Here is a 21,667-nt window from a genome sequence, read left to right as displayed (position 1 = left end):
TTTCGTCCCCCTAAGGTGGGAGATCATGCCTCTTGTGAGATGTGTGCCCGGCGTACGCGCCTGACCAGGATGAATATGACCGCCAGGGCCGCCAGCGCGCCGGCGGCGGCTCCGGCGGCGATCGCCGCGTACACCGTGACCCGCTGCTCGTCCCTGACGACGACCCGCACCGGACCCGCCGGTCCGCCCGCCACCGGGCGGGACGGGTCCTGGGCCTCGGCGCCCGTGGCGGTCTCGGTGTGGCGGGCCAGCAGGGAGGCCTCGGTCAGCGCCCTTGCGGCGTTGACGACGCCGAATCCGGTCCCGGTGTCGTAGCCGCCGGGTGGCCGGTCGGTGGCGCCGGCGGCCAGGGCCCGCGCCACGAGCGGCGGCGACATGTCCGGATATCTAGCCTTAATGAGGGCGGCGACCCCCGACACCAGCGCGGTCGCCTGGGAGGTGCCCCTGCCGACCCAGTACTCGCCGCCGGGGCCCGCGCCCATGATGTCCACGCCGGGCGCGGCCACCAGCACCGAGGCGTTCCAGTTGGAGAACGAGGCCCGCCGCAGCCGCCGGTCGGTCGCTCCGACCGAGACCACCCCGGGGAAGGCCGCCGGGTAGGAGTAGGGAGCGAAGTCGGCCTCGACCTGCCGGTCTCCGTCGTTGCCCGCGGCGGCGACGAGCACGACGCCCTTGGAGATGGCGTAGCGGACGGCCGCCCGCTCCTCCCGGGTCGCCAGCTCCTTGGAGATCGACATGTTGATCACGTCCGCCCCCTCGTCCACCGCGTAGCGGATGCCCCGGGCCACCACGTTCTCGAAGCGCTCGGCCGAGTTGAACTCGCGGAAACCCGGCTCCTCGTCCTCGAGGATGACCCTTACAGACAGTACGTCCGCATCGGGCGCGACGCCGATGATCCCCCGTTTTCTTCCGGGCCCGTGGCCGTGGCCGGCGATCAGCGAAGCCATGTACGTGCCGTGCAACCTGCTGGGAGGCGTGCCGGGCGGGTTCGCGCCCTCGGTGAAATCCCTGCCCTCGCGGACCGAGCCGGCCAGATCGCGATGGCCCGGATCGACGCCGGAGTCGAGCACGGCCACCGTCACGCCGGCGCCCGTGCTGGAGCGCCAGGCCTGGGTCAGCGCCAGCGTCTCGATCACCGCCTCCTGCCCGCCGCGAACGTCGTCGGCCCGCGCGGGAGGCGCCGTGAACAGCAGCACCCCGGTCACCGCGACCGCCATCCAACGCCTGCCCGCTTTCAGCACCGCCACTCCTGGGAGCCGCAGTCGGGCATCCTGGGCGTGCTCAGATCGGTCAGCACGCGCTCGGACAGCTCGGTGGCGAAGGCGAAGATGGCCGGCCGCTGCTCGCCCACCGCCTCCGCGGGCCTGCCGTCCACCTGCCCGGCGGTGGTCAGGACGAGGTACGGCCCCGCCTGCCGTACGGACCCCGCCTGGCGCACGCCCGGCGTGAACCGGTCGGAGAGCGTGCCGCGGAAGGCCAGCGGCCGCAGGCCGGGGGCGGGTTTGCCGGTGTCGGCGAAGGCGGACCTGGCGCGCACGGCGCCCAGCTCGTCGCGCAGGGCGACCACGCCGACCGTGACGAGCACGCCGCGCAGGGCATCGATGTACGTGGCCCGCAGCACGCCGCGGCAGCCCGCCTTGCGCAGGGCCCTGACCGCCTTGGTGTCCACGGAGTCGCCGCAGGAGGTGCGCGGCGAGATGCCGATCCTGCTGGCACGTTCCTGCCCGCCCTGCTCGGCGGAGTACGGCAATGTGGCGGGGAAGATACGGCCCGTGGGCCAGGTGCGCCAGCGGTCGGCGACCTCCCGCTCCGCCGCGGCCCGCAGCTCGGCGGTCGTGGGGCCGCGGGTCAGCTCCGTGCCCGCCGCGCTGCCCGCCACCCCGGCGGCCACCGCGCAGATCAGCGTCAGCGCGGAGGCCACCACGAGTGTCGGCCACGGGCGGGCGGAATTCACGGCATCGACCTTAACCGGGACGCCCCGGCGCAAACTCCTTAATAGCTGGGCAGGCTCGGATCGACGGTCTTGACCCAGCTCAGCACGCCGCCGCCGACGTGGACGGCGTCGGAGAAGCCCGCGCTCTTGACGACCGCGAGAGCCTCGGCGGAACGGGCGCCGGACTTGCAGTGGAGCACGATCTTCTTGTCCTGCGGCAGCTTCTCCAGGGCCGAGCCGTTCAGGAACTCGCCCTTCGGGATCAGCGTGGCGCCGGGGATCGAGACGATCTCGTACTCGTTGATCTCACGGACGTCGACGACGTAGATGTTCTCGCCGCGGTCCATCATGCCCTTGAGCTCGAGCGCGGTGATCGTGGAGCCGCTGGCCGCCTCGGCGGCCTCGTCGGAGATCGCGCCGCAGAACGCCTCGTAGTCGTCGAGCAGCTCGGTGACCGTCGGGTTCTTGCCGCACAGCACGCACTCGGGGTCCTTGCGGACCTTGACGTCGCGGTACTTCATCTCCAGGGCGTCGTAGATCATCAGGCGGCCGACCAGCGGGTCTCCGATGCCGGTGAGCAGCTTGATGGCCTCGTTCACCTGGATCGAGCCGATGGACGCGCACAGCACGCCCAGCACGCCGCCCTCGGCGCACGACGGCACCATGCCGGGAGGCGGGGGCTCCGGGTAGAGGCAGCGGTAGCACGGGCCGTGCTCGGCCCAGAAGACGCTCGCCTGGCCGTCGAAGCGGTAGATCGAGCCCCAGACGTACGGCTTGCCGAGCAGCACGGCCGCGTCGTTCACCATGTAACGCGTGGCGAAGTTGTCGGTGCCGTCGACGATGAGGTCGTAGCCGGAGAAGATCTCCATGACGTTCTCGGTGGTCAGCGCCGTGTTGTGGATCACGACGTCGACCAGCGGGTTGATCTCACGGACCGACGCCGCGGCGCTCTCGGCCTTCAGCCTGCCCACGTCGGACTGGCCGTGGATGATCTGGCGCTGCAGGTTGGACTCATCGACCACGTCGAAGTCGATGATGCCGAGGGTGCCAACGCCCGCCGCCGCGAGGTACATCAGCGCGGGCGAGCCCAGGCCCCCGGCGCCCACACACAGCACCTTGGCGTTCTTCAGCCGCTTCTGCCCCGCCATGCCCACGTCGGGAATGATCAGGTGGCGTGAGTAGCGGCGCACTTCGTCGACGGTCAGCTCATCGGCCGGCTCGACCAGCGGTGGCAACGACACTTTTCTACGCTCCCATTTCAGGGGGTCTTATCTCACAGTGAAACCTAGCTGGGCAGTGGGGCATTCCCCAATCGAGTCTCACCGATCAGACGGCGTGCTTCCGCCGCCACGACCTGCGGCATCTCCATCATCGCCACGTGCCCCGCTGTCGGCAGCAGCACAAGCCTGACCTGCCGGAACGTACGGTACGCCTTCCTGGCCATGGCCGGGCGCACCAGGCGGTCGTGGCGGCCGTGAATGATCAGGGTGCGTGCCTGGATCTTCGCCGCCTGGTCCCAGAGCGTGTGCCTGCGGCGGAAGTACTCGGCCACGATGCCTCGGGCCGAGGCGACCATGGCCTTTCCCGCGTACGGGAGGTCGTCGCGCCTGCGCTGCTCCTCGATGGCGTCGCGCAGGCGCAACGGGTGCACGGCGTCCATGTTGGCCCAGACCACGGCCATGGAGGCGGTGATGCGCTGCTCCGCGGGGACCAGGGTCAGCCTGGCCGCCACCCACTCGCCCAGCAGGGGGATCGCGGCCGCGGCCACGCGGAGGGGGCCGTACCTGGGCAGCAGGTCGGGCAGGGCCGGGGAGACGAGAGTGAGCGAGCGGACCAGCTCCGGCCGGGTGGCGGCGACCTTGACGGCGACGGCGCCGCCGAGCGAGTTGCCGAACAGGTGGGCCGGGCCCGTGTGCTCCAGCAGCCCGATCACGGCCCTGGCGTGGCCCTCGATCGTGTAGTCGCCGTCGGCGGGCGCGGGTGAGAAGCCGGCGCCCGGCAGGTCGAGGGCATGGCCGGTGACGAGGTCCTTGAGCTCGCCCATGAGGTCGGTCCAGTTGGTGGCGGAACCTGCCAGCCCGTGCACGAACACCGCCTGCTCGGCGGGGCCGGCCGGGGTGGACCGGACGTGCACCGAGCCGATCATTCGCCCTGGCCAGTGTGGGATCGGCGCCGCGGTCATCTCGTCTCCTCCTTGTCGCTCTTCGAACGTCTCTTCCCGTTCATCAACGATAACCATCGCCCCCAGACGGGGTCTGGATTCCGTACAGAGCGGTTATTTACCGGAGGTTTCTGGCAGCACGGGAGATACGTCTCACACGTGCACAGGGGGTACCGCCATGCTCACGTCCCGTATCGTCGCCGCACTCGTGGCCGCGGCGCTCGCGGCGGGCGGCCTCGTGGCCGTCTCCGCGCCCGCGAGCGCCGGGGACCGCCGCGGGTGCACGTACCGCGTCGTGCGGGTCAAGACCCGGCTCAACGTCCGGGTGGAGCCGGGAGGGCGGATCGTGGACAAGCTGTATCCGGGCGACCGTACGTGGGGCGGGTGCGCGAAGTCCGGGAGGTGGCGGCGGATCCACGGGACGGAGATCGGCCGCAAAGGGTTCGCCTTCGGGCACTACCTGAAGAAGATCGGCAGGCGGTAGCCGCCCGGTTCGGGATACGACATCCCAAAGAGTGGGGCAAATGCCACACTTGATCGTTTATCGACATCACTCTGGGAAATCAATACGGCACTCAGCGTGACAGATTCGCTCGTCCGTCCGCCATGGCGGGCGAGCCGGCGACTCGTCACGTGAATGCGGCAGGCGGGCACAGGGGCAGCTCATTTCGCCCCGGCAATTGTGCCGGCCACAGCAATGACGGCGAGAATTCCGGCATTTCCTTTCGCCGTGCGAATTTCACGCCGGAGCGCCGCGCCACCGCATGCGCGGCACATCACCACCTTCATCACCGCCGCCGGTAGCACATGGACACGGCCGGCGAGTCGCTCGTCGCCACGCGCGCTCGCCACTCCAAATGCGACGCAATCGGACATATCCTCTCATTTCATTTGATAAATGTTTAATGCGAGCAATAAGATTGTTAATGTAGAGCAAAATGGAGTCGTATCTGTTTGCCCGTGCACCGCCCCGGAAATGACTTTCGGTGGATGAGCCTTCAGCAGCCGTCCAAGATCTGTTTCCTGGCAATGCCGGAAACGCCGAGAACGGGGCAATCGATCCTTTAGGGGGAAACACAATGCCCAAGCTCAAGAGTGTTATCGCAGGCCTCGCCATCAGCACGGCGCTGACCGGCGGCATGGTGGGCGCGGGCGCGGCGACGACCGCGGCCAGCGCGACCACCCAGTTCAGCACCGGCACGTCCATCCGCACGGACGACGGCTGGGGCTGGGGCCGTCGTCACCACCACCACCACCGCCACCACAACCACCGCTGCGGCAGGGGTCACCACGGCGGCGGCGGCTGGGGCTGGGGCTGGGGCGGCCGGCGCCACCACCGTGGCCAGGTCTGCATCGTCATCCGCAACCACAACCACAACGACAACGGCGCCCGCCACCACCACAACAACCACAACGACGGCGAGCGCTGGTAATTGACCGTGCGTCAATGACGCAAGGAGTTCTCGGGGGCGGCCTGATTAACCGTCGCGGCTGGGCCTGAGGTTCATTTCTCCTCGTCTCCACGGCAAACTTGGTGAGGGCTCTCCCGGCATCAGCCGGGGGGCCCTCGCTGCGTCGCGTCCCGGTCCGGTTTCGGGCCGGGATTTCGGCGTCTGCCGGCGGCTCGGCGAGGCATGCCTTATGCGACGGCCTTGCGTTGGACAAAAACGGACAATTCCGGTTTGTCGCCCTTTAGGTGGGAAATATGCACAGTGCGGGTGACTTGCTAGTCGTCACCCGTAACGGGGCAATCGAATCCTTTAGGGGGAAAACGCAATGCCCAAGCTCAAGAGTGTTATCGCAGGCCTCGCCATCAGCACCGCGCTGACCGGTGGCGTGGTGGGCGTGGGGGCCGCCACCACCACCGCCAGCGCCGACGCCGCCACCCAGGTCAGCACCGCCGGATCCGTCCTCGCAGGCAACCACTGCGGATGGGGCTGGCGCCGCTGCGGAGGAGGCTGGGGCTGGGGGTGGAACCGCGGTAAGAGGTGGGGCCACCGTCACCACGGCCACGGCCGGATCCGGGTCGTCATCGTCAACAAGAACTACAACAACAACGGTCACCACCACCGTGGTGGTCGGTGGTAGAACCCTTGGCTGACGAGCCCGCCGTAAGGCGATGAGCTCGGGCCGCACGTGAGCGAGTGCCCGTGTTCGCCGGGAAACGACATCCGCCCTCTCACCAAGAACGGACGTCAAACCGGGGGACGCGGGCACTTCGCGTGTCCGGGGTCGGTGCTCATACGCCCCGCGAAACCGCACACCCCAGCAGGCACCCCACGAAACCGCACACCCCAGCATGCACCCCACGAAACCGCGCGCCGCAGCACGCGTCTCTTGAGACTGAGCAGCATGCGGACCACGCAACGGCTCCACCAGGGCGTACACCCGCAGAACGGCACCTCGCATCATGCGCCCGCCGATACGCCCCGGCACAGCACACGCAGCACACCTCACCAGGTACGCACCGCGGATGGGCCTTGCGCGTCACTGCTCGGCCGCCCCCCTCCGCACAGCGCGACCGCAGCCGCGAGAGCGCCCGCCTCCTACCGCCGCCCCGGCCAGGAACCGTCTCTCCATGTCCGTCGCGAGCCCGCCCCTTGAAAGGCCGGCAACGACGCGACAAGGGCTCCCCGGTCGAAACCGGAGAGCCCTCGCGAAAAGCGCCATGGAGACTAGGAGAAAATCCTGCGCCATTAACGCCCGGTGATTACCAATTCGTGTTGTTGCCGTCCGTGCGGCGCTCCTGACGCGGCTCCTGACGCGGCTCCTGACGCGGCTCGTGCCGCGGCTCGTGGTGCGCCGGGTTGCGGTTGAAGTTGTGGTTGTGAACCTTGACCTTCACCCTCATGCGGTGGTTGTGGTGACGCCGGTTCCAGCCCCAGCCCCACCCGCAGCGCCGCCAGCCCCAACCGCAGTGGTTGCCGGCGAGGACGGAGGAACCGGTGCTGACCTGGGTGGCGGCGTCGGCGCTGGCCATGGTGGTGGCCGCACCCACGCTGACCACGCCACCGGTCAGAGCCGTGCTGACGGCCAGACCGGCGATAACACTTTTGAGCTTGGGCATTGCGTTTTCCCCCTAAAGGATCGATTGCCCCGTTCTCATCGTTTCCGGATTACCCGAAAACAGCTCTTGGATGGCTTCTGGAAGAGCTATCCACGATGTGTCATTTCCGGCAGATGCCCGGGCAAACAGCCACGACTCCTTTTTGCTCTGCATTAAGAATCTTATTGCTTGCCTTAAAGAACTATCCAATGAAAAAGCACCACTTATCCGTATATGTACCAGTTCGCCACACCTCGCGCCCCGGCTACGATGATCGAGCGTGGGGACGGACTGGGTGCCTGCGGCGGTACGCGATCTCACCGGCCCCGCCGAACTGGACGCGCTGATCCGCATGCACGCCCGCCTGTCCCACGCCCTCGGCCGCACCCTCCGCACCGACCCGCCGCAGGACATCGGCCACGACACGGCGCTGCTCAGATGGCGGGACGCCGACGCCCGGCTGCGCGCCCTGCTGATCCTCGAAACGGACGCGGACGGGGCCCACCCGTCCCACCGGGTGTCCGTCATCGGCGCCAACCGCCTGTTCCCTCCCGAATGGCGGCAGGCGGCCTGGACGTCGCTGAGCCCCGCGCAGCTCGCCGAGTGGTCGCCCAGGTGGCGCCACTGGCACGCCTCGATCTCGGCCGGCCGGTTCCGGCACTATCCGGCTCGCCTGCGCACCTGGGAGACCTGCGGTGACCTCGCCGAGTTCCAGGCCGACCTCACGGCGACGGTGGACGCCACCGAGGCGCGTACGAACGCGTGGACCCGCAGGCCCGCGTTCCTCCAGGCCCGCCGCCTCGTACGGGCCCTCCCGCCCCCGCCCTCGGTCCCCGCTCCGGGCCCGCCCCCGGCCACGCCCGGCGACGATCTGCCGATCCCCGGTCAGCGGGCTCATGCGGAGGCAGTGGCGGGGCACCTGGCGCTGCTGGAGCACGCGGCACGCGAGTTCAGCCGTACGGTGCCGGGCCCGTACAAGCGCGCCCTGCGCCTGTCGGCGGCGGCCGAGCCGGGGGCGGACCCATGGCTGGAGGAGTTCTTCGACTGGCTGGAGCCGGTCGTGCGCTCGCGCCGCGGCCTGTACCTGTGGGTCTGAACGGCCGACGCGGCGCACAGGCCGAGCAGCAGCGTTCAGGCCGGGCGGCGGCGCACAGGCGGAGCGGCGGCGCTCAGGCGGACTTGCGGGTCTTGCGCTTGGGCGCGGCCTTCTCCTCGTCCTTGGCTTCCTTGTCGTCCTTGGCGTCCTTCGCCGACTTGCCGGCCGCCTTCTTCGGCTTGGCCGGCTCGCCGCCGCGCTCCCGCTTGGCCGCCTCGACGCTCGCCCGCAGGGCCGCCATGAGGTCCACCGCGGGCCCGGCCTCTTCCTCCTCGCGGGCCGGGATGACCTCCTTGCCCGCCACCTTCGCCTCGATCACCTGCTGCAGCGCCTCGCGGTAGGTGTCGTGGTACTCGGACGGGTCGAAGTCGGACTCCATGGTGGTGATCAGCGACTCGGCCATCTTGAGCTCCTGGGCGCGGACCTCGATGTCCTCCTCCAGGAACGCGAAGTCGGGCGTGCGGATCTCGTCCGGCCAGAGCATCGTCTCCAGGACGAACACCCCGTCCCTGACCCGCAGCGTGGCCAGCGACTCGCGCTGCCTCAGCGCCACCTTGACCACCGCGACCTGCCCGGAGCTCTCCAGCGCGTTGCGCAGCAGCACGTACGGCTTGGCGCCCTGCGCGTCGGGCTCCAGGTAGTACGACTTGGCGAAGTAGATGGGATCGATCTGCTCGGCGGGCGCGAACTGCAGCACGTCGATCCTGCGGGACGAGCTCAGCGGCAGGTCCTCGAAGTCCTCGTCCGTGAGCACGACGATCTCGCCCGAGGCCAGCTCGTACCCCTTGGCGATGTCGGCGTAGGCGACCTCTTCGCCGTCCTGGGTGCACACCCGCTTGTAGCGGATCCGGCCGCCGTCCTCGCGGTGGACCTGGTGGAACGTCACGTCCTTCTGCTCGGTCGCGGAGTAGAGCTTGACCGGGATCGTGACCAGCCCGAAGGAGATCGCACCCTTCCAGATGCTGCGCATGGGGCACCCCTCAGCTCTCAACCGGCCCGGCATTGGGCACATACCCGTCATGGGGCAACCAATGCCATACCCAATCGAACCGATGCTCGCCGTACCTGGGGAACTACCCTTCGATCGCGATCTGTACGGGCTCGAGGTCAAGTGGGACGGCATCCGCGCCCTCATCCATCTTGACGGTGGGATGCGGGTGACGGGGAGGCATGGAGCCGAATACACGCGGAGATATCCGGAAATTTCCGGGTTCGGCTTGAAGAACGCGATCATCGACGGCGAGGTCGTGGCTCTCGACGAGCACGGCCGGCCCAGCTTCGAACGGCTCCAGCACCGCATGCACCTGACCGACCCCGAGCCGGTCATGCTGGAGCTGTACCCGATCACGTACATGCCGTTCGACCTGCTCTACCTCGACGGCACGCCGCTGTTCGACCTGTCCTACCGCGACCGCAGGGCGCTGCTGGACGAGCTGGACATCGGCGCGCCGCCGTACTTCCCCGGCGAGTCCGACCTGCTCTCCGCCACGTACGAGCAGGGCCTCGAAGGCGTCATCGCCAAGCGCCTCGACTCCCCCTACCGCTCGGGCGTCCGGTCACCCTGGTGGATCAAGGTCAAGAACCTGGCCACGCGCGAGGTCGTGATCGGCGGCTGGAAGCCCGGCAAGGGGCGGCGCGCGGGCGGGGTCGGGTCGCTGGTCATGGGGGTGTTCACGGGCGCGGGGCTGACGTACGTCGGGCACGTCGGCACGGGGTTCACCGACGCGGTGCTGGACGAGCTCCACCAGGTGCTGCGGCCGCTGGAGATCCCGCGCAGCCCGTTCATCAACGAGGTTCCGTGGAGGAATCGATGGGTTAGGCCTGATCTGGTCGGGGAGGTGGCCTACACGATGTGGACCGACGAGCAACGGCTGCGGCACCCGGTGTGGCGCGGTCTGCGTCCCGACAAGCTCCCCTCGGAGGTGACGCCATGAAGGTGCCGGTCAAGGTGGACGGGCGCGAGCTGACCCTGAGCAACCTGGACAAGGTCCTCTACCCCGACTACGGCTTCACCAAGGCCGAGGTCATCGACTACTACAGCCGCATCGCGCCCGTACTGCTGCCCCACCTGCGGGGCCGCCCCCTGACCGTCAAGCGTTACCCGAACGGCGTCACCGGCCAGTTCTTCTTCGAGAAGAACGCCCCCGAGCACACCCCCGGCTGGGTCAGGCGGGTGAACCTGCCCGCCCCCGGCAGCACCAAGAACCGCGAGACCATCGACTTCGCCGTCGTGGACGACCTGCCCACCCTCGTCTACTACGCCAACCTGGCCGCCCTGGAGCTGCACGTGCCGCAGTGGCGCGTGGACGAGGACGGCCAGGCGCTGCCGCCCGACACGCTGGTGTTCGACCTCGACCCGGGGGCGCCCGCGACGATCGTCGAATGCACCCGGGTGGCGGTCATGCTGCGCGACGTGCTGAAGCAGGAAGGCCTCAAGGCCCTGCCGAAGACCAGCGGGAGCAAGGGCATGCAGCTGTACGCGGACTGGGACTGCCGCGAGGAGCCGTCCGCGTACGCCAAGAGGCTGGCCCAGGTTCTGGAGAAGGAGCATCCGGACCAGATCGTCAGCGTGATGACGAAGAAGCTGCGGCCTGGCAAGGTGTTCATCGACTGGAGCCAGAACAACCCGGCCAAGACCACCGTCGCCCCCTACTCCCTGCGGGCCAGGGAGCAGCCGACGGTCTCGACCCCGCTGACGTGGAAGGAGGTCGAGAGCTGTGAACACCCCGAGGACCTGGTGTTCACCGCGCCCGACGCCCTCGCCAGAGTGGAGAAGCGCGGCGACCTTTTCGGCCGGGCGTAGGCTGGTTGGCGTCCGGACCGAGAGGGGGACTCGAACATGTCGGAGATGGACATACGCGGGGACGAAGGCCCCTACACCGATGAGGAGGGGGAGAGGTCGCTCGAGACGCCGGAGGCCGACGCCGTGGAGCAGCATCGCGAGGTGCTCCAGAGCACCGGGCGGCTGCGGCGCGAGCTGCCGCTGGACGTCGATCCGGCGGACGCGTCCGACCAGGACCGCGTGGTCGATCTCGACGACGACGACTATCGCTGAGCCGATCCGGCGTCCAGCCGAGGCCGCTCCGGCGTCGGCCCAGGCGCCGGACCGATGCCGGAACGGGGTCGGGCCGAGCGCCGGACCGGAACCGGGCCGGTGCCGGAACGGTGTGGGGCCGAGCGCCGGACCGGAACCGGGCCGATGCCGGAACGGTGTGGGGCCGAGGGCCGGCCGATGCCGGTTCGCCACCGGGCCGGTGCCGGGCTCGGTGGCCGTGACCTGCGCGGAGGCCGCCCGTGACCGGCGTCCGCCGCCGACGCGTAACCTACCGGCACGTAGGATGTGCGCTGCGTGCGACGCAGCACACGCACAGCCCGCCTGAGAGACCAATGGAGACCCGCGTGACCGCAACCCCGGATGCCAAGCCCCGGGGCACCCGGCTGCCCCGACTGGCCCGACGCCGGCAGCTTCTGAGCGCCGCGCAGGAAGTGTTCGTGGAGAACGGCTATCACGCGGCCGCCATGGACGAGATCGCCGAGCGGGCCGGGGTCAGCAAGCCGGTGCTCTACCAGCACTTCCCCGGCAAGCTGGAGCTCTACCTGGCGCTGCTCGACCTCCACGTCGACGACATGGTCAACCGCTGCCGCGAGGCGCTGGCCTCCACCCACGAGAACAAGCTGCGCGTGCAGGCCACCTTCAGCGCGTTCTTCGACTTCGTCTCCAGCCAGGGCGAGGCGTTCCGCCTGGTGTTCGAGTCCGACCTGCGTAACGTCGCCCCGGTGCGGCAGCGGGTGGAGCGCTCGCTGCGCGAGTGCGCCGAGATGGTCAGCGAGCTCATCCAGGAGGACACCGGGTGCACCAGTGACGAGGCGCATCTGCTGGGGGTCGGGCTGGTCGGCATGGCCGAGGTGAGCGCCCGCTACTGGGTCACCACGCAGGGCTCGATCCCGAAGGACGCGGCCGAGCAGCTCATGGCCCGGCTGGCGTGGCGGGGCATCAGCGGTTTTCCGCGTACGGCATAACCCGTTCGCTGGGCGCGATCATTCGCCCTATCTCGGGGCCGGACCGGCGACGATGGGGAGTGAGCCAGCCCGTCGACTAGGGAGCCCACGATGGAAGTCAAGATCGGCGTACGCTCCGTACACCGCGAACTCGTTGTCGAGACCGACCTCAGCGCCGAGCAGGTCGAAGAGGAGATCAGGAACGCCCTGTCCGTAGATCGCGGCGGCGTGTTCGCGATCACCGATGTGAAGGGCAGGCGGGTCGTGGTGCCGGTGGCCGCGCTCGGGTTCGTCGAGATCGGCGAGGACGAGGCCAGGCCGGTCGGATTCGGCGGCACGCTCTAACAGCTCAGCTGGGCCGGGGGGTACGGCTGTCCGCCGTACCCTTCACGAGCCCTGCCCCGGCGGGCTCAGCTCCTGGGACGAGGCCCCGTCAGGCGGCAGCCGCGGGGCCGCCGGTCCCTGACTACGGCATCACACCTCGGGTCGGTGGCCGGGCAGCGCGTGCTCTCCCTCCGCAGCACTGCGCGGGTGGTCCAGTGATTCGGCCCACATCTGGTCAAGGAACCGTCGTAGCGGCGCGAGGCCCTCATGACGGCACGCTACAGCCCTGGCCTCCTCCGCGCCGCCCGATGGCAAGACCCGCCCGGCTGCCCCGCTCAGATGCCCATCGCCGCCATGCGCTTGTTGTGCGCCTCGGTCAGCTTGGCGAAAAGCCGGGAGATGTCCGTTTGGCCCTCCTGCTGCGACTCCATCAGCAGCAGCGCGAGCTCCGGCCGCGCCGAGGCCACCTGCTGCCCCTGGCTGAGCGCCTCGCCGACCAGCCGCCGCGCCCACAGCGCCAGCCGCCCGGCCGCCGCCGGCTCGGCCTCGATCCCGGCCCTGACCCGCTCGACGGCGAACTGCGAGCGCTCGCCGTCCACCAGCACCTCGTCCACCAGCTTGACGAGCGACGGGTCGAGCAGCCGGGCCGCCTCGCGGTAGAAGTCGAGCGCGATGCCGTCGCCCACGTACGTCTTGACCAGCGCCTGGAGCCAGTCGGCCGGCCGGGTCTGGGCGTGCCAGGCGTCGAGCGCGCCCACGAACGGCGACATCGCCTCCCCCGGATCGGCCCCGAGCTCGGCCAGCCGGTCGCGCAGCAGGCGGAAGTGGGCGAACTCGGTGACGGCCAGCTCGCTCAGCGCCGCCCTGTCGGCCAGGGAGGGCGCCAGGGTGGCCGCGTCCTCCGTCATCCGCGCGTACGCGCTGAGCTCCGCGTAGGCCAGCACACCGAGCAGGTCGACGACTCCAGGAGACTCCTTCATGGAAGGCAGCGTACTTCGCAGAATCTTCGGGAACATACGCGAGCTCGGTCAGCGTTGTGGTATCGAGTACACTGCTCTGTGAAAGTGCGACCGCACTGTGTTAATTCGGGGGATTCCCCCGATTACCCCCCGATTCCCCGGGTGCGCGGTCGCGATGACGCGAGAGGGCTGGCTCTACCGCGAGGACCCACGACACGGGGGCTGTTTTCCGCCCGTCGGTCCCGGCAGGCCCGCCTTCATTTGAGACTGAGGCAGGCCACGCTGACGACTTTCCGAGACCTCGGAGTCACACCAGAGATCGCCGATGCCCTTGAGACCGAGGGCATCGTCACACCGTTCCCCATCCAGGAGATGGCACTCCCGCTCGCGCTGAGCGGCCAGGACCTGATCGGCCAGGCGCGCACGGGCACGGGCAAGACCTACGCGTTCGGCATCGCGATGCTCCAGAGCATCGGCAAGCCGCGCAAGAACCGCAAGAAGCCCCGCGGGCTGGTCATCGTGCCGACCCGCGAGCTGGCCACGCAGGTCAGCGAAGACCTCGTGACCGCGGCGGGCAAGCTCGGCTCCCGGGTCCTGACCGTGTACGGCGGCCGCGCGTACGAGCCGCAGATCGAGGCGCTCAAGGCCGGGGTCGACGTCATCGTCGGCACCCCCGGCCGTCTGCTCGACCTGGTCAAGCAGAAGCACCTCGACCTGAGCCAGATCACCACGCTCGTGCTCGACGAGGCCGACCGCATGCTCGACCTGGGCTTCCTGCCCGACATCGAGCGCATCTTCAAGCTGATCCCCGACCAGCGGCAGACGATGCTGTTCTCGGCGACGATGCCGGGCGAGATCGTCGCGCTGTCGCGCAAGTACCTCAACCGCCCGACGCACGTACGCGCCGAGCACGAGAGCGGCGAGGGCGAGACCACGCCGCAGGTGCGCCAGATCGTGTGGCGCACGCACCGCATGGACAAGATCGAGATCCTCGGGCGGCTGCTGCAGGCCGACGGCCGCGGGCTCACCATGGTCTTCTGCGAGACCAAGCGGGCCTGCGACATGGTCGCCGAGCAGCTCGACACGCGTGGCTTCGCGGTCGCGGCCGTCCACGGCGACCTCGGCCAGGGCCAGCGCGAGCAGGCGCTGCGGGCCTTCCGCAACGGCAAGATCGACGTGCTGGTGGCCACCGACGTGGCCGCCCGCGGCATCGACATCGACGACGTCACCCACGTGGTCAACTACGACTGCCCCACCGACGACAAGACCTACGTGCACCGCATCGGCCGTACCGGCCGGGCCGGGCGCACGGGGATCTCGGTCACGTTCGTGGAGTGGGAGGAGCTGACCCGCTGGAAGATGATCAACCAGATGCTCGGGCTCGACTTCGCCGAGCCCGAGGAGACCTACTCCACCTCGCCGCACGTCTACTCCGAACTGAGCATCCCCGAGGGCACCAAGGGCGTGCTGCCGCACGCCGCCCGCTCGCGCGCCGGGTTGTCGGCCGAGCGCCTCGAGGACCTCGGCGAGACCGGCCGGACCCGCACGCGTGGCGGGCGACGCCGGGAGGAGCGCGAGGAGCGTCCCGCCCGTACGCCCCGCCAGCGCCGCCGCACCCGCGGCGGGAAGGAGCTGGAGGAGTCCGCACCCGTCGAGAGGCCGGAGGTCGAGCTCGTGGATGCCAAGACGGAGGAGACTCCGGCGATCTTCACTACGGACGAGATCCAGGCGGCCAACGAGCCCAGGCGCACCCGTACGCGCAGGGGCGCCGCCTCCTCGGCCATCGAGCAGGCGCTCGCCGACGCCCCTGAGGCGCCGGTCGAGCCCACCCGCTCGCGCCCCGTGGAGGAGACCGTGGAGGCGCCTGCCGCCACGCGCAGCCGTACCCGCAGGGCTCCCGCCGAGGAGGGCGTGGAGGCCCCGGCCAAGCGCACCCGCACGCGCAGGGCCGCGGCTCCCGCCGAGGCGGAGGCCGTCGAGCGGGAGGCCGTCGAGCGGGAGGCCGCTCCTGAGCCCCGGACGGCGCCCGCCGTCGCGGAGCGCCAGGCGCCCGCCGTGCCGCCCGTCGCCTCGCCGGAGTTCGAGCCGGGCTTCCTGACGACACCGCCTCCGCCGGTGCGCAGGGAGCCGGAGCGGATCATCCCGCCGAGCCCGTTCACGGTGATCTTCCAGTCGCCGGACCTGGCTTCGGACGACGACGACATCGCCCCGTCGGCGGCGACGGAGCGCAAGCAGCAGCGCCGCCAGTCCCGTGGCGGCGGTGGCGGCAACCGCCGCCGCGCAGGCTGACCGCCCGGCGCGCGTGGGCTGACACGCATCACGCGCGCGGGGCAGCGAACGGCACGTCGCACACGTCGCAAAGGCGCGCACCCATCCAGGGTGCGCGCCTTTGCGCATGGTGCAGGCCGCTCCCAGAGTGCGCGCCTTTGCGCATGGTGCGGGCCGTCGGCACCGCTTCTCCGGATCCTTCGGCTGCCTCCGCGAGACGGGCGGGCCGCAGGCGAGCCGGAGGAGCCGCGTGCGCCCCTCGCGCGGCAATCACCCCACCGGAGCGGTCCCGGCGCCGCAGGGGGCCGCTCAGCGCCGTCTACGAGCCTCTGGCGGCGCTCCCTGGCACCGGCCGGGGTGGAGCGGGCGCGGATCCCCGGCCCCAGGAGCCGGAATCACCCGCGGCGGCACCCGGAATGGGCGCCACGTGGCCGAAGACCCTCCGCACGTCGTCCCACGAGGCGGCGGGGCCGGATCTCGGGATCGCGCAAACCTCACATCTCCTCAGAACTCGCACCAGCGTAGTAGGCATGCCGGTGTCGAGGCGCTGACCTCTGGGTATTGTTGCCCCACGTGAGTACGCCGCGATTCCTCGACCTGCCTCCAGGCGTCACACCACAGAAGATCGAGACGCCACAGGGCACGTTCGCGGCCCTGGAGGCGATTCCGGTCAGTGGTGTGGTTGAGCGCTGGCCCGCGCTCCTGGTCCCCGGCCTGACGGGCAGCAAGGAAGACTTCATCGCGGTCCTGATGACGCTGGCCCAGTCGGGCCGCCGGGTGGTGGCGATCGACCTGCGCGGCCAGTACGAGACCGCGGGCCCCGACGACCCCGCCGCCTACACGTGCGCGGCGCTCGGGGCCGACGTCGACCTGCTCGCCCAGGTCATCGGCGCCGGCGACCCCCTCCACCTGGTGGGTCACTCGTTCGGCGGGCTGGTGGGCAGGGAGGCGGTGATCGACGGCCGCACGCGGTTCGCCTCGTTCACGCTGATGGGCTCGGGCCCCGGGGCGATCGAGGGCAGGCGGGCCCGCAACGGCAGGAAGATCATGGACGAGGTGCCGTCGCTGGGCCTGGAGGCCGTCTGGCAGTCCAGGTTCGAGCCCGAGGCGCTGGCGCAGGACGTGTCCGACGAGATCCGGGAGTTCCTGCACAGGCGCCTGCTCGCCAACTCCCCCACGGGCCTGTCGTGCATGGCCGAGCAGGTGCTGTCCATGCACGACCGCACCGACGAGCTGCGCGAGATCGAGGTGCCCACGCTCGTCCTGTACGGCGAGCACGACGACGGCTGGCCGCCCGAGCTGCAGTCGGAGATGGCGGCCAGGCTCGGGGCCGACTGCGTGGTGGTGCCGGGCGCGGTGCACTCCCCCGCCGTCGAGGCTCCGGAGACGACCGCGGCGGCCCTGGTGCGGTTCTGGAACGCGGCGGAGCAACACTTCTTGGACATAAGGTCCAATGCGGTGTAACCCTGTACTTACTATGGAAGACATCGTCGTCCAGCCGCCGCAGAGCGCGACCTGGCAGGTGCACCTCGACCGTTCGATGTGGGTGGGCGGGGTGCGCGGCCTCATGCTGCAGGCGCTGCACCCGCTCGCCATGCTGGGCGTCTGGCAGAACTCCAACTTCCAGGAGGACCCGTTCGGCCGGCTGCGCCGCACCGCCGACTTCGTGGGGCGGGTGACGTTCGGCAGCCCGCGCGAGGCCGACGAGATCGGCAGGCGGGTGCGCGGCATCCACAAGGCGCTGCGCGTCCGCGATCCCGAGACCGGCAGGACCCACCGGGTGGACGATCCCGAGCTGCTGCTGTGGGTGCACTGCGCGGAGGTGTCGTCGTACCTGGAGGTGGCCAGGCGCGGCGGGCTCGGGCTCAGCGAGCGCCAGGCCGACCGCTACCTGTACGAGCAGCGCAGGAGCGCCACCTACGTCGGCCTGCACCTCGACGACGTGCCCGGCTCGTGCGCCGAGATGGACGCCTACTTCAAGCAGCTGCGCCCCAGCCTGCGCGTGACGCCGGAGGCGGCCTCGACCGTGCGGTTCCTGCTGTGGCCGCGGCTGCCGCGCGAGCTGCGCGTGCTCTCGCCGGGCAAGCCGGCGTACTTCCCGTTCGGCGCGCTGTGCTACTACACGCTGCCCGGCTGGGCCAGGCGGATGTACGGCGTCCTGCCCGAGGTGCCCCGGGCCACGGTCACGGCCGCGCTGAAGGCGTTCAGGCTGGGCCTGAACTCGCTGCCCGAGCCCGTGCACGACCGGGCCTTCATGCCCGCCACCAGGCAGATGTTGCGGGCGTCGAGGGAGCGGCTGGGGGCGGCGGGCTACGACGTCGGCAAGGGGCTCAAGGGCCTGACCGATCCTCGCCGCTGGCCGGGCCGGGCCGCCTGACGGGCAGCAGCACGGCCCCTGCCAGCACCACCGCCGCGGCGCCCGCCATGAGCCAGGCGCCGCCGCCCAGCCCCGCCCGGTCGAACAGCACGCCGAGCAGCACCGACGCGGTGCCCGCGCCGACGTACCTGGACGCCTGGAAGACGCCCACCGCGGCCCCGGTGTCGCGCCGGTCGGCGTGCACGAAGACCAGCGAGTTCAGCGCGAACTGGGTGAAGGCCGCCGAAACGCCCAGCAGTGCGGCGGCCACCAGGACGGGCCACACCGTACGCGCCAGGAGCATCGCGCAGGCGCCGGCGAGCAGCAGCGCCGAGCCCGACACCAGCACCGCGCGCAGCCCGGCCCGCCTGGCCAGCGTCACCGCGAGGGGCGTCGCCACGATGCCGAGCCCCGCCAGCGGCAGCACGAGCAGTCCCGCGACGTGCGCGGGCAGGCCCGCCGCGCTCTGCGCCCACAGCGGCACCGCGAAGAACGCCACGTAGAAGACCACGTTCCCGAGCGCGAACTGCCCGCAGGTGGCCAGCAGCCCGCCGCTCAGCCGGGGCAGCAGGGCCTCCCGGGCGCCGTCCACCCGCACCTCGGGCAGTGTGCGCAGCGCCACGGCCAGCGCGAGGGCCGCGAGCGGCACGTTGACCAGGAAGATGGCCCGCCATCCCCACAGCGCGACCAGGAACCCACCGAGCACGGGCCCGGCGGCGGCGCTGGCGGTGAGCGCCATCGAGATCGTCGCGATGACACGCGGCGGCGGCCTGCCGTCCTCGCCCGGCATCACGGCCTGCACGATGGCCATGCCCGCGGGCATCGTCGCGCAGCTCCCGAACGCCTGCAGCAGCCGCACCGCCACCAGCGCGGCGAACGACGGCGCCAGCGCGGCCAGCACCCCGGTGACGGCCATCGTGACCAGCCCCGCGCAGAACACCGGCCGCGGCCCGAACCGGTCCGCCAGCGTGCCCATCAGCGGTGGCACCATGATCCCGACCAGGTAGAAGCCGGCCGCCAGCCAGGTCACCGCGGCGATCCCGACGCGGAACTCGGCCTCGATGTGGGCCAGCGCGACGGCGATCATGGATGAGTTCAGCGGGTTGAACAGCGAGCCCAGCGCCACCACGGCCGGTAAGTGCCCCACAGGTTTCACATGGGGTGCATAACCGCTATTCGGCCAGACCATCCCAAGGTTGGCGTTCGGGGCCGGCGGCCTGGCCCTCGGGGCAGTGGCGGCGGAAGTCGCACCAGGAGCAGATCGGCCCCGGGCTGGGCGCGAACAGCTTGTCGACGTCGCCGGGCACCTCGGCGGGGCCGATCGTCTGGCGCTCGCCGGGAGGCCGGCGCGGCCCGGGCCGCGCGCCCACGGCGCCCCGGTAGCGGTCGTCCGCCTCCGACGCCTCCATGGCGACCTCTTCGGCGCGGCTCAGGTGACGGGCCAGGGACTCCTCGGTGTGCCGCCACTCCACGATCTCGCCGGTCGGCAGGTGGTGCAGCTCGACCGTGCGGCACGGGGTGCGCATCATGGCCGAGGCCGCGACGGCGTACGCGGCCAGGGCCAGCGAGGAGCGGGCGTCGTCCTGCGTGAGCGGGCGGCGGCCGGTCTTGTAGTCGACCACGACCAGCTCGTCGCCGCGCCGGTCGAGCCGGTCGATGCGGCCGGACAGGGCGATGACCCTGGTGCGGGTGGCGACCGTGCGCTCGACGCCGACCGGATCGTCGGACGGATCCAACGTCGCGACATATCCGGACACGAGGTCGCGGGCCCGTCCCAGCCAGCGTCCCGACTGCTCCGCGTCCCTGAACCCCTCGGTGATCCACCCGTTCGTGAGCAGGATGGACGCCGTCAGCGGGGTCCTGCGGTCGTACGGCTCCCGCCACCAGCCCGCCAGCGCGTTGTGCACGCTCGCGCCCACGCTGTTGTGCGCCCAGGCGGGCCCCTTGGACGGCTGCGGCCGGTCGAGGTAGGTGAACCGGTAGCGGCGGCGGCAGTCGAGCCAGGTGTTCAACCGCGACGGCGTGCACGAATAGAGCCGCCGCGGCATCCCTTCCAGCGGTAGCTGGCCCTGGACGGTCACCTAGTCGTCGCCCAGCTTGATCCCGGAGATCTTCGTGCCGTCGGTCAGCGGCCCCTCGCTCTCGGCCTCGGTGTCGACGCGGGTCAGCGAGCCCGAGACCCAGTCGTCGAAGTGCGGCTCCAGGTCGCCGATCGTGACCTCGTCGCCGTGCGCGGCCAGCACCCGCGTGTCGCCGGGCAGCGTGAACAGCCGCCCGCCGATCGAGGTGAGCTGGTCGGCCAGGGCGGGATACTCGCCGCCCAGCTTGCCGGGGCCGTCGGCCTGCAGGGCCTTGCCGGTGAACACGGCCCCGAGCGCCTCGCAGTAGAGCGACACGCCGCCGGGCGAGACGCCGGGCGTCTCCATGACGTCGAGCTGGACGTCGGCCACGCCGAAGATGCCGTCGTCCTCCATGTCGATGTCGGGCCAGGTCTCGCGCCAGGTCTCCCGCCACAGGGGCTTGTCCTTGGGGTGCAGGGCCACGACGGCCTCGTCCCTGCTGGCCACCTCGATGGCGGCCCCCACGTGGTCGGGCAGGCCCGCCGTGCAGATGACGGCCAGCACCTCCCGCTCGCCGACCTGTTCCAGGATCTTGTCGGCGTCACGCGAGGCGTCGATGACGATCACCTCGTCGTCGTCACCCACGATCCAGGTATTGTTCTCGACCTTGTGCTCGGTGCCGTCGATGTCGACGACGCCTTCGGTCACCACTCGCTCGATACGCGCTGTCACGCCTCCGAACTCTAGTCCGTTCCCCTGACAGCGCGAATCGCTAATCTTCGAGTCTTGGGGAAAAGGCTCCGAACGGCACGTCCAGCTCGTGGTCACGGGCGTCCAGCAGCGACAGCTCCGCCAGCGCGATCATGCATCCGGCGTCGGCCGGCCAGGCGATCGCCCACAGCCAGTTGCCCATCGCCTCGCCCGCGTAGACCGCGCGGTCGTCCTGGCCGTCCACGCACCACAGCGCGGTGGGGTGGCCGAGCACGGCGATCTTCGCGTTGGGCGGGCCCGCGTCGAACCCCTCGCCGGGGTCGGGCCCGTCGAGCCCGGCGAACGCGGCGCCCAGCCCGATGCCCGGTTCCTCGGCGATCAGCACCAGGTCCGCCGGTCCCTCCATCAGCGACGGCCCGGTCAGCGCGACCAGGCTGGCGCGCGCGCCGGTGCGCTGATCGCCCACCTCGCCGAAGCCGGTCACCAGCCAGCCGGCAGGCAACGGCCAGGGCAGCCACACGGGCACGACTGAGCTCTTGCGTATCGCCTCTAGCGCGGTGCTGGTCGGCGGCCACGGAGGCTGATACGGCAGGACATCGCCGTGCGTGTCACATCGAAACGCACTAGACCAGGCGCTCGGCCCGTGAAGCGGGCCAAAGCACCGTGGACAGGTCGGAGCCGCTCTCACAACTACCCACGGTGCTTTCTCCGGCACGGCCACGTCAAGGCCGGTGCCCGTTATCCCGTCGTAATC

The 21,667-nt window shown here is 70.5% G+C and carries 24 protein-coding genes; 12 read left to right on the top strand and 12 right to left on the bottom strand.

The genetic code is table 11. The annotated features are described in order from the left end of the window. Positions 1 to 23: 23 nt before the first annotated feature. From mycP to HD597_RS58175, 4 genes are read right to left on the bottom strand one after another with little or no spacing between them, the layout of a single operon-like run. Positions 24 to 1,217, bottom strand: a complete 1,194-nt coding sequence (gene mycP / locus HD597_RS58190) for a type VII secretion-associated serine protease mycosin (RefSeq protein ID WP_253757378.1) — start codon at positions 1,215 to 1,217, stop codon at positions 24 to 26. A 17-nt stretch (positions 1,218 to 1,234) separates the two neighbouring features. Continuing rightward, complete coding sequence (locus tag HD597_RS58185; protein WP_253757376.1) at positions 1,235 to 1,954, bottom strand: hypothetical protein; 720 nt, start codon at positions 1,952 to 1,954, stop codon at positions 1,235 to 1,237. 38 nt (positions 1,955 to 1,992) lie between these two features. Further along, a complete protein-coding gene (gene moeZ, locus HD597_RS58180; protein WP_253757374.1) occupies positions 1,993 to 3,174 on the bottom strand; it encodes an adenylyltransferase/sulfurtransferase MoeZ in 1,182 nt (393 codons plus the stop codon). A 44-nt stretch (positions 3,175 to 3,218) separates the two neighbouring features. Then, complete coding sequence (locus HD597_RS58175) at positions 3,219 to 4,115, bottom strand: alpha/beta fold hydrolase (protein ID WP_253757373.1); 897 nt, start codon at positions 4,113 to 4,115, stop codon at positions 3,219 to 3,221. A 157-nt stretch (positions 4,116 to 4,272) separates the two neighbouring features. Here HD597_RS58175 and HD597_RS58170 point away from each other — a divergent pair, with 157 nt between their 5' ends. Continuing rightward, a complete protein-coding gene (locus HD597_RS58170; RefSeq protein ID WP_253757371.1) occupies positions 4,273 to 4,578 on the top strand; it encodes a hypothetical protein in 306 nt (101 codons plus the stop codon). A 179-nt stretch (positions 4,579 to 4,757) separates the two neighbouring features. Here HD597_RS58170 and HD597_RS58165 read toward each other — a convergent pair whose 3' ends face one another. Further along, positions 4,758 to 4,970: a hypothetical protein gene (locus HD597_RS58165; RefSeq protein ID WP_253757369.1), complete on the bottom strand. Its 213-nt coding sequence runs from the start codon at positions 4,968 to 4,970 to the stop codon at positions 4,758 to 4,760. A 203-nt stretch (positions 4,971 to 5,173) separates the two neighbouring features. Between HD597_RS58165 and HD597_RS58160 the strand changes: the two genes are divergently transcribed. Both HD597_RS58160 and HD597_RS58155 read left to right on the top strand, forming a co-directional pair. Further along, on the top strand, positions 5,174 to 5,527 hold the full coding sequence (locus HD597_RS58160; RefSeq protein ID WP_253757367.1) for a hypothetical protein: 354 nt from the start codon (positions 5,174 to 5,176) through the stop codon (positions 5,525 to 5,527). 343 nt (positions 5,528 to 5,870) lie between these two features. Then, entirely contained in the window at positions 5,871 to 6,182 is a 312-nt protein-coding gene (locus HD597_RS58155; RefSeq protein WP_253757365.1) for a hypothetical protein, read from the top strand. A 622-nt stretch (positions 6,183 to 6,804) separates the two neighbouring features. Here the strand turns inward: HD597_RS58155 and HD597_RS58150 are convergent. Continuing rightward, positions 6,805 to 7,161, bottom strand: a complete 357-nt coding sequence (locus HD597_RS58150) for a hypothetical protein (RefSeq protein ID WP_253757363.1) — start codon at positions 7,159 to 7,161, stop codon at positions 6,805 to 6,807. A 259-nt stretch (positions 7,162 to 7,420) separates the two neighbouring features. Here HD597_RS58150 and HD597_RS58145 point away from each other — a divergent pair, with 259 nt between their 5' ends. Beyond that, positions 7,421 to 8,236 carry a hypothetical protein gene (locus tag HD597_RS58145; RefSeq protein ID WP_253757361.1) on the top strand — a complete coding sequence of 272 codons (816 nt, stop codon included), beginning with the start codon at positions 7,421 to 7,423 and terminating at the stop codon, positions 8,234 to 8,236. A 73-nt stretch (positions 8,237 to 8,309) separates the two neighbouring features. Here HD597_RS58145 and ku read toward each other — a convergent pair whose 3' ends face one another. Beyond that, entirely contained in the window at positions 8,310 to 9,206 is an 897-nt protein-coding gene (ku, locus tag HD597_RS58140) for a non-homologous end joining protein Ku (RefSeq protein WP_253757359.1), read from the bottom strand. 49 nt (positions 9,207 to 9,255) lie between these two features. Here ku and ligD (HD597_RS58135) point away from each other — a divergent pair, with 49 nt between their 5' ends. The 5 genes from ligD (HD597_RS58135) to HD597_RS58115 all read left to right on the top strand — a co-directional run bounded on the left by ligD (HD597_RS58135) (position 9,256) and on the right by HD597_RS58115 (position 12,580). Then, positions 9,256 to 10,170, top strand: coding sequence for a non-homologous end-joining DNA ligase (gene ligD, locus HD597_RS58135; protein WP_308210915.1), 915 nt, complete (start codon positions 9,256 to 9,258; stop codon positions 10,168 to 10,170). Next, positions 10,167 to 11,039, top strand: coding sequence for a non-homologous end-joining DNA ligase (gene ligD, locus HD597_RS58130; RefSeq protein WP_253757355.1), 873 nt, complete (start codon positions 10,167 to 10,169; stop codon positions 11,037 to 11,039). Before ligD (HD597_RS58135) ends, ligD (HD597_RS58130) begins: the two co-directional genes overlap by 4 nt. 45 nt (positions 11,040 to 11,084) lie before the next feature. Then, a complete protein-coding gene (locus HD597_RS58125; protein WP_253757353.1) occupies positions 11,085 to 11,291 on the top strand; it encodes a hypothetical protein in 207 nt (68 codons plus the stop codon). A 344-nt stretch (positions 11,292 to 11,635) separates the two neighbouring features. Beyond that, positions 11,636 to 12,256: a TetR/AcrR family transcriptional regulator gene (locus HD597_RS58120; RefSeq protein WP_185100948.1), complete on the top strand. Its 621-nt coding sequence runs from the start codon at positions 11,636 to 11,638 to the stop codon at positions 12,254 to 12,256. Between the two features lie 90 nt (positions 12,257 to 12,346). Next, complete coding sequence (locus tag HD597_RS58115; protein WP_080045270.1) at positions 12,347 to 12,580, top strand: DUF3107 domain-containing protein; 234 nt, start codon at positions 12,347 to 12,349, stop codon at positions 12,578 to 12,580. A gap of 314 nt (positions 12,581 to 12,894) precedes the next feature. Here HD597_RS58115 and HD597_RS58110 read toward each other — a convergent pair whose 3' ends face one another. Next, positions 12,895 to 13,539 carry a ferritin-like fold-containing protein gene (locus HD597_RS58110; protein WP_253757351.1) on the bottom strand — a complete coding sequence of 215 codons (645 nt, stop codon included), beginning with the start codon at positions 13,537 to 13,539 and terminating at the stop codon, positions 12,895 to 12,897. A gap of 351 nt (positions 13,540 to 13,890) precedes the next feature. Here HD597_RS58110 and HD597_RS58105 point away from each other — a divergent pair, with 351 nt between their 5' ends. The 3 genes from HD597_RS58105 to HD597_RS58095 all read left to right on the top strand — a co-directional run bounded on the left by HD597_RS58105 (position 13,891) and on the right by HD597_RS58095 (position 18,163). Continuing rightward, the gene (locus HD597_RS58105) at positions 13,891 to 15,807 is read left to right on the top strand and encodes a DEAD/DEAH box helicase (RefSeq protein ID WP_253757349.1); all 1,917 of its coding nucleotides are present in this window, start codon (positions 13,891 to 13,893) and stop codon (positions 15,805 to 15,807) included. 552 nt (positions 15,808 to 16,359) lie between these two features. Then, complete coding sequence (locus HD597_RS58100; RefSeq protein WP_253757347.1) at positions 16,360 to 17,250, top strand: alpha/beta fold hydrolase; 891 nt, start codon at positions 16,360 to 16,362, stop codon at positions 17,248 to 17,250. A gap of 13 nt (positions 17,251 to 17,263) precedes the next feature. Further along, entirely contained in the window at positions 17,264 to 18,163 is a 900-nt protein-coding gene (locus HD597_RS58095; RefSeq protein ID WP_253757345.1) for an oxygenase MpaB family protein, read from the top strand. Here HD597_RS58095 and HD597_RS58090 read toward each other — a convergent pair. The 4 genes from HD597_RS58090 to HD597_RS58075 all read right to left on the bottom strand — a co-directional run bounded on the left by HD597_RS58090 (position 18,117) and on the right by HD597_RS58075 (position 21,601). Further along, positions 18,117 to 19,289, bottom strand: a complete 1,173-nt coding sequence (locus tag HD597_RS58090) for an MFS transporter (protein ID WP_253757343.1) — start codon at positions 19,287 to 19,289, stop codon at positions 18,117 to 18,119. The genes HD597_RS58095 and HD597_RS58090 overlap by 47 nt on opposite strands. A 25-nt stretch (positions 19,290 to 19,314) precedes the next feature. Beyond that, positions 19,315 to 20,154 carry a RecB family exonuclease gene (locus tag HD597_RS58085; protein WP_308210914.1) on the bottom strand — a complete coding sequence of 280 codons (840 nt, stop codon included), beginning with the start codon at positions 20,152 to 20,154 and terminating at the stop codon, positions 19,315 to 19,317. A 69-nt stretch (positions 20,155 to 20,223) separates the two neighbouring features. Then, positions 20,224 to 20,934, bottom strand: a complete 711-nt coding sequence (locus tag HD597_RS58080) for an MBL fold metallo-hydrolase (protein WP_253757341.1) — start codon at positions 20,932 to 20,934, stop codon at positions 20,224 to 20,226. Positions 20,935 to 20,974: 40 nt separating this feature from the next. After that, positions 20,975 to 21,601, bottom strand: a complete 627-nt coding sequence (locus HD597_RS58075; RefSeq protein ID WP_253757340.1) for a DUF6758 family protein — start codon at positions 21,599 to 21,601, stop codon at positions 20,975 to 20,977. Positions 21,602 to 21,667 lie beyond the last annotated feature (66 nt).

It is taken from the genome of Nonomuraea thailandensis (genome assembly GCF_024172165.1).
GTDB lineage: Bacteria > Actinomycetota > Actinomycetes > Streptosporangiales > Streptosporangiaceae > Nonomuraea > Nonomuraea thailandensis.
The sequence above is the reverse complement of the archived record's forward strand: the minus strand, read 5'-3'. Positions and strand labels throughout refer to the sequence as shown.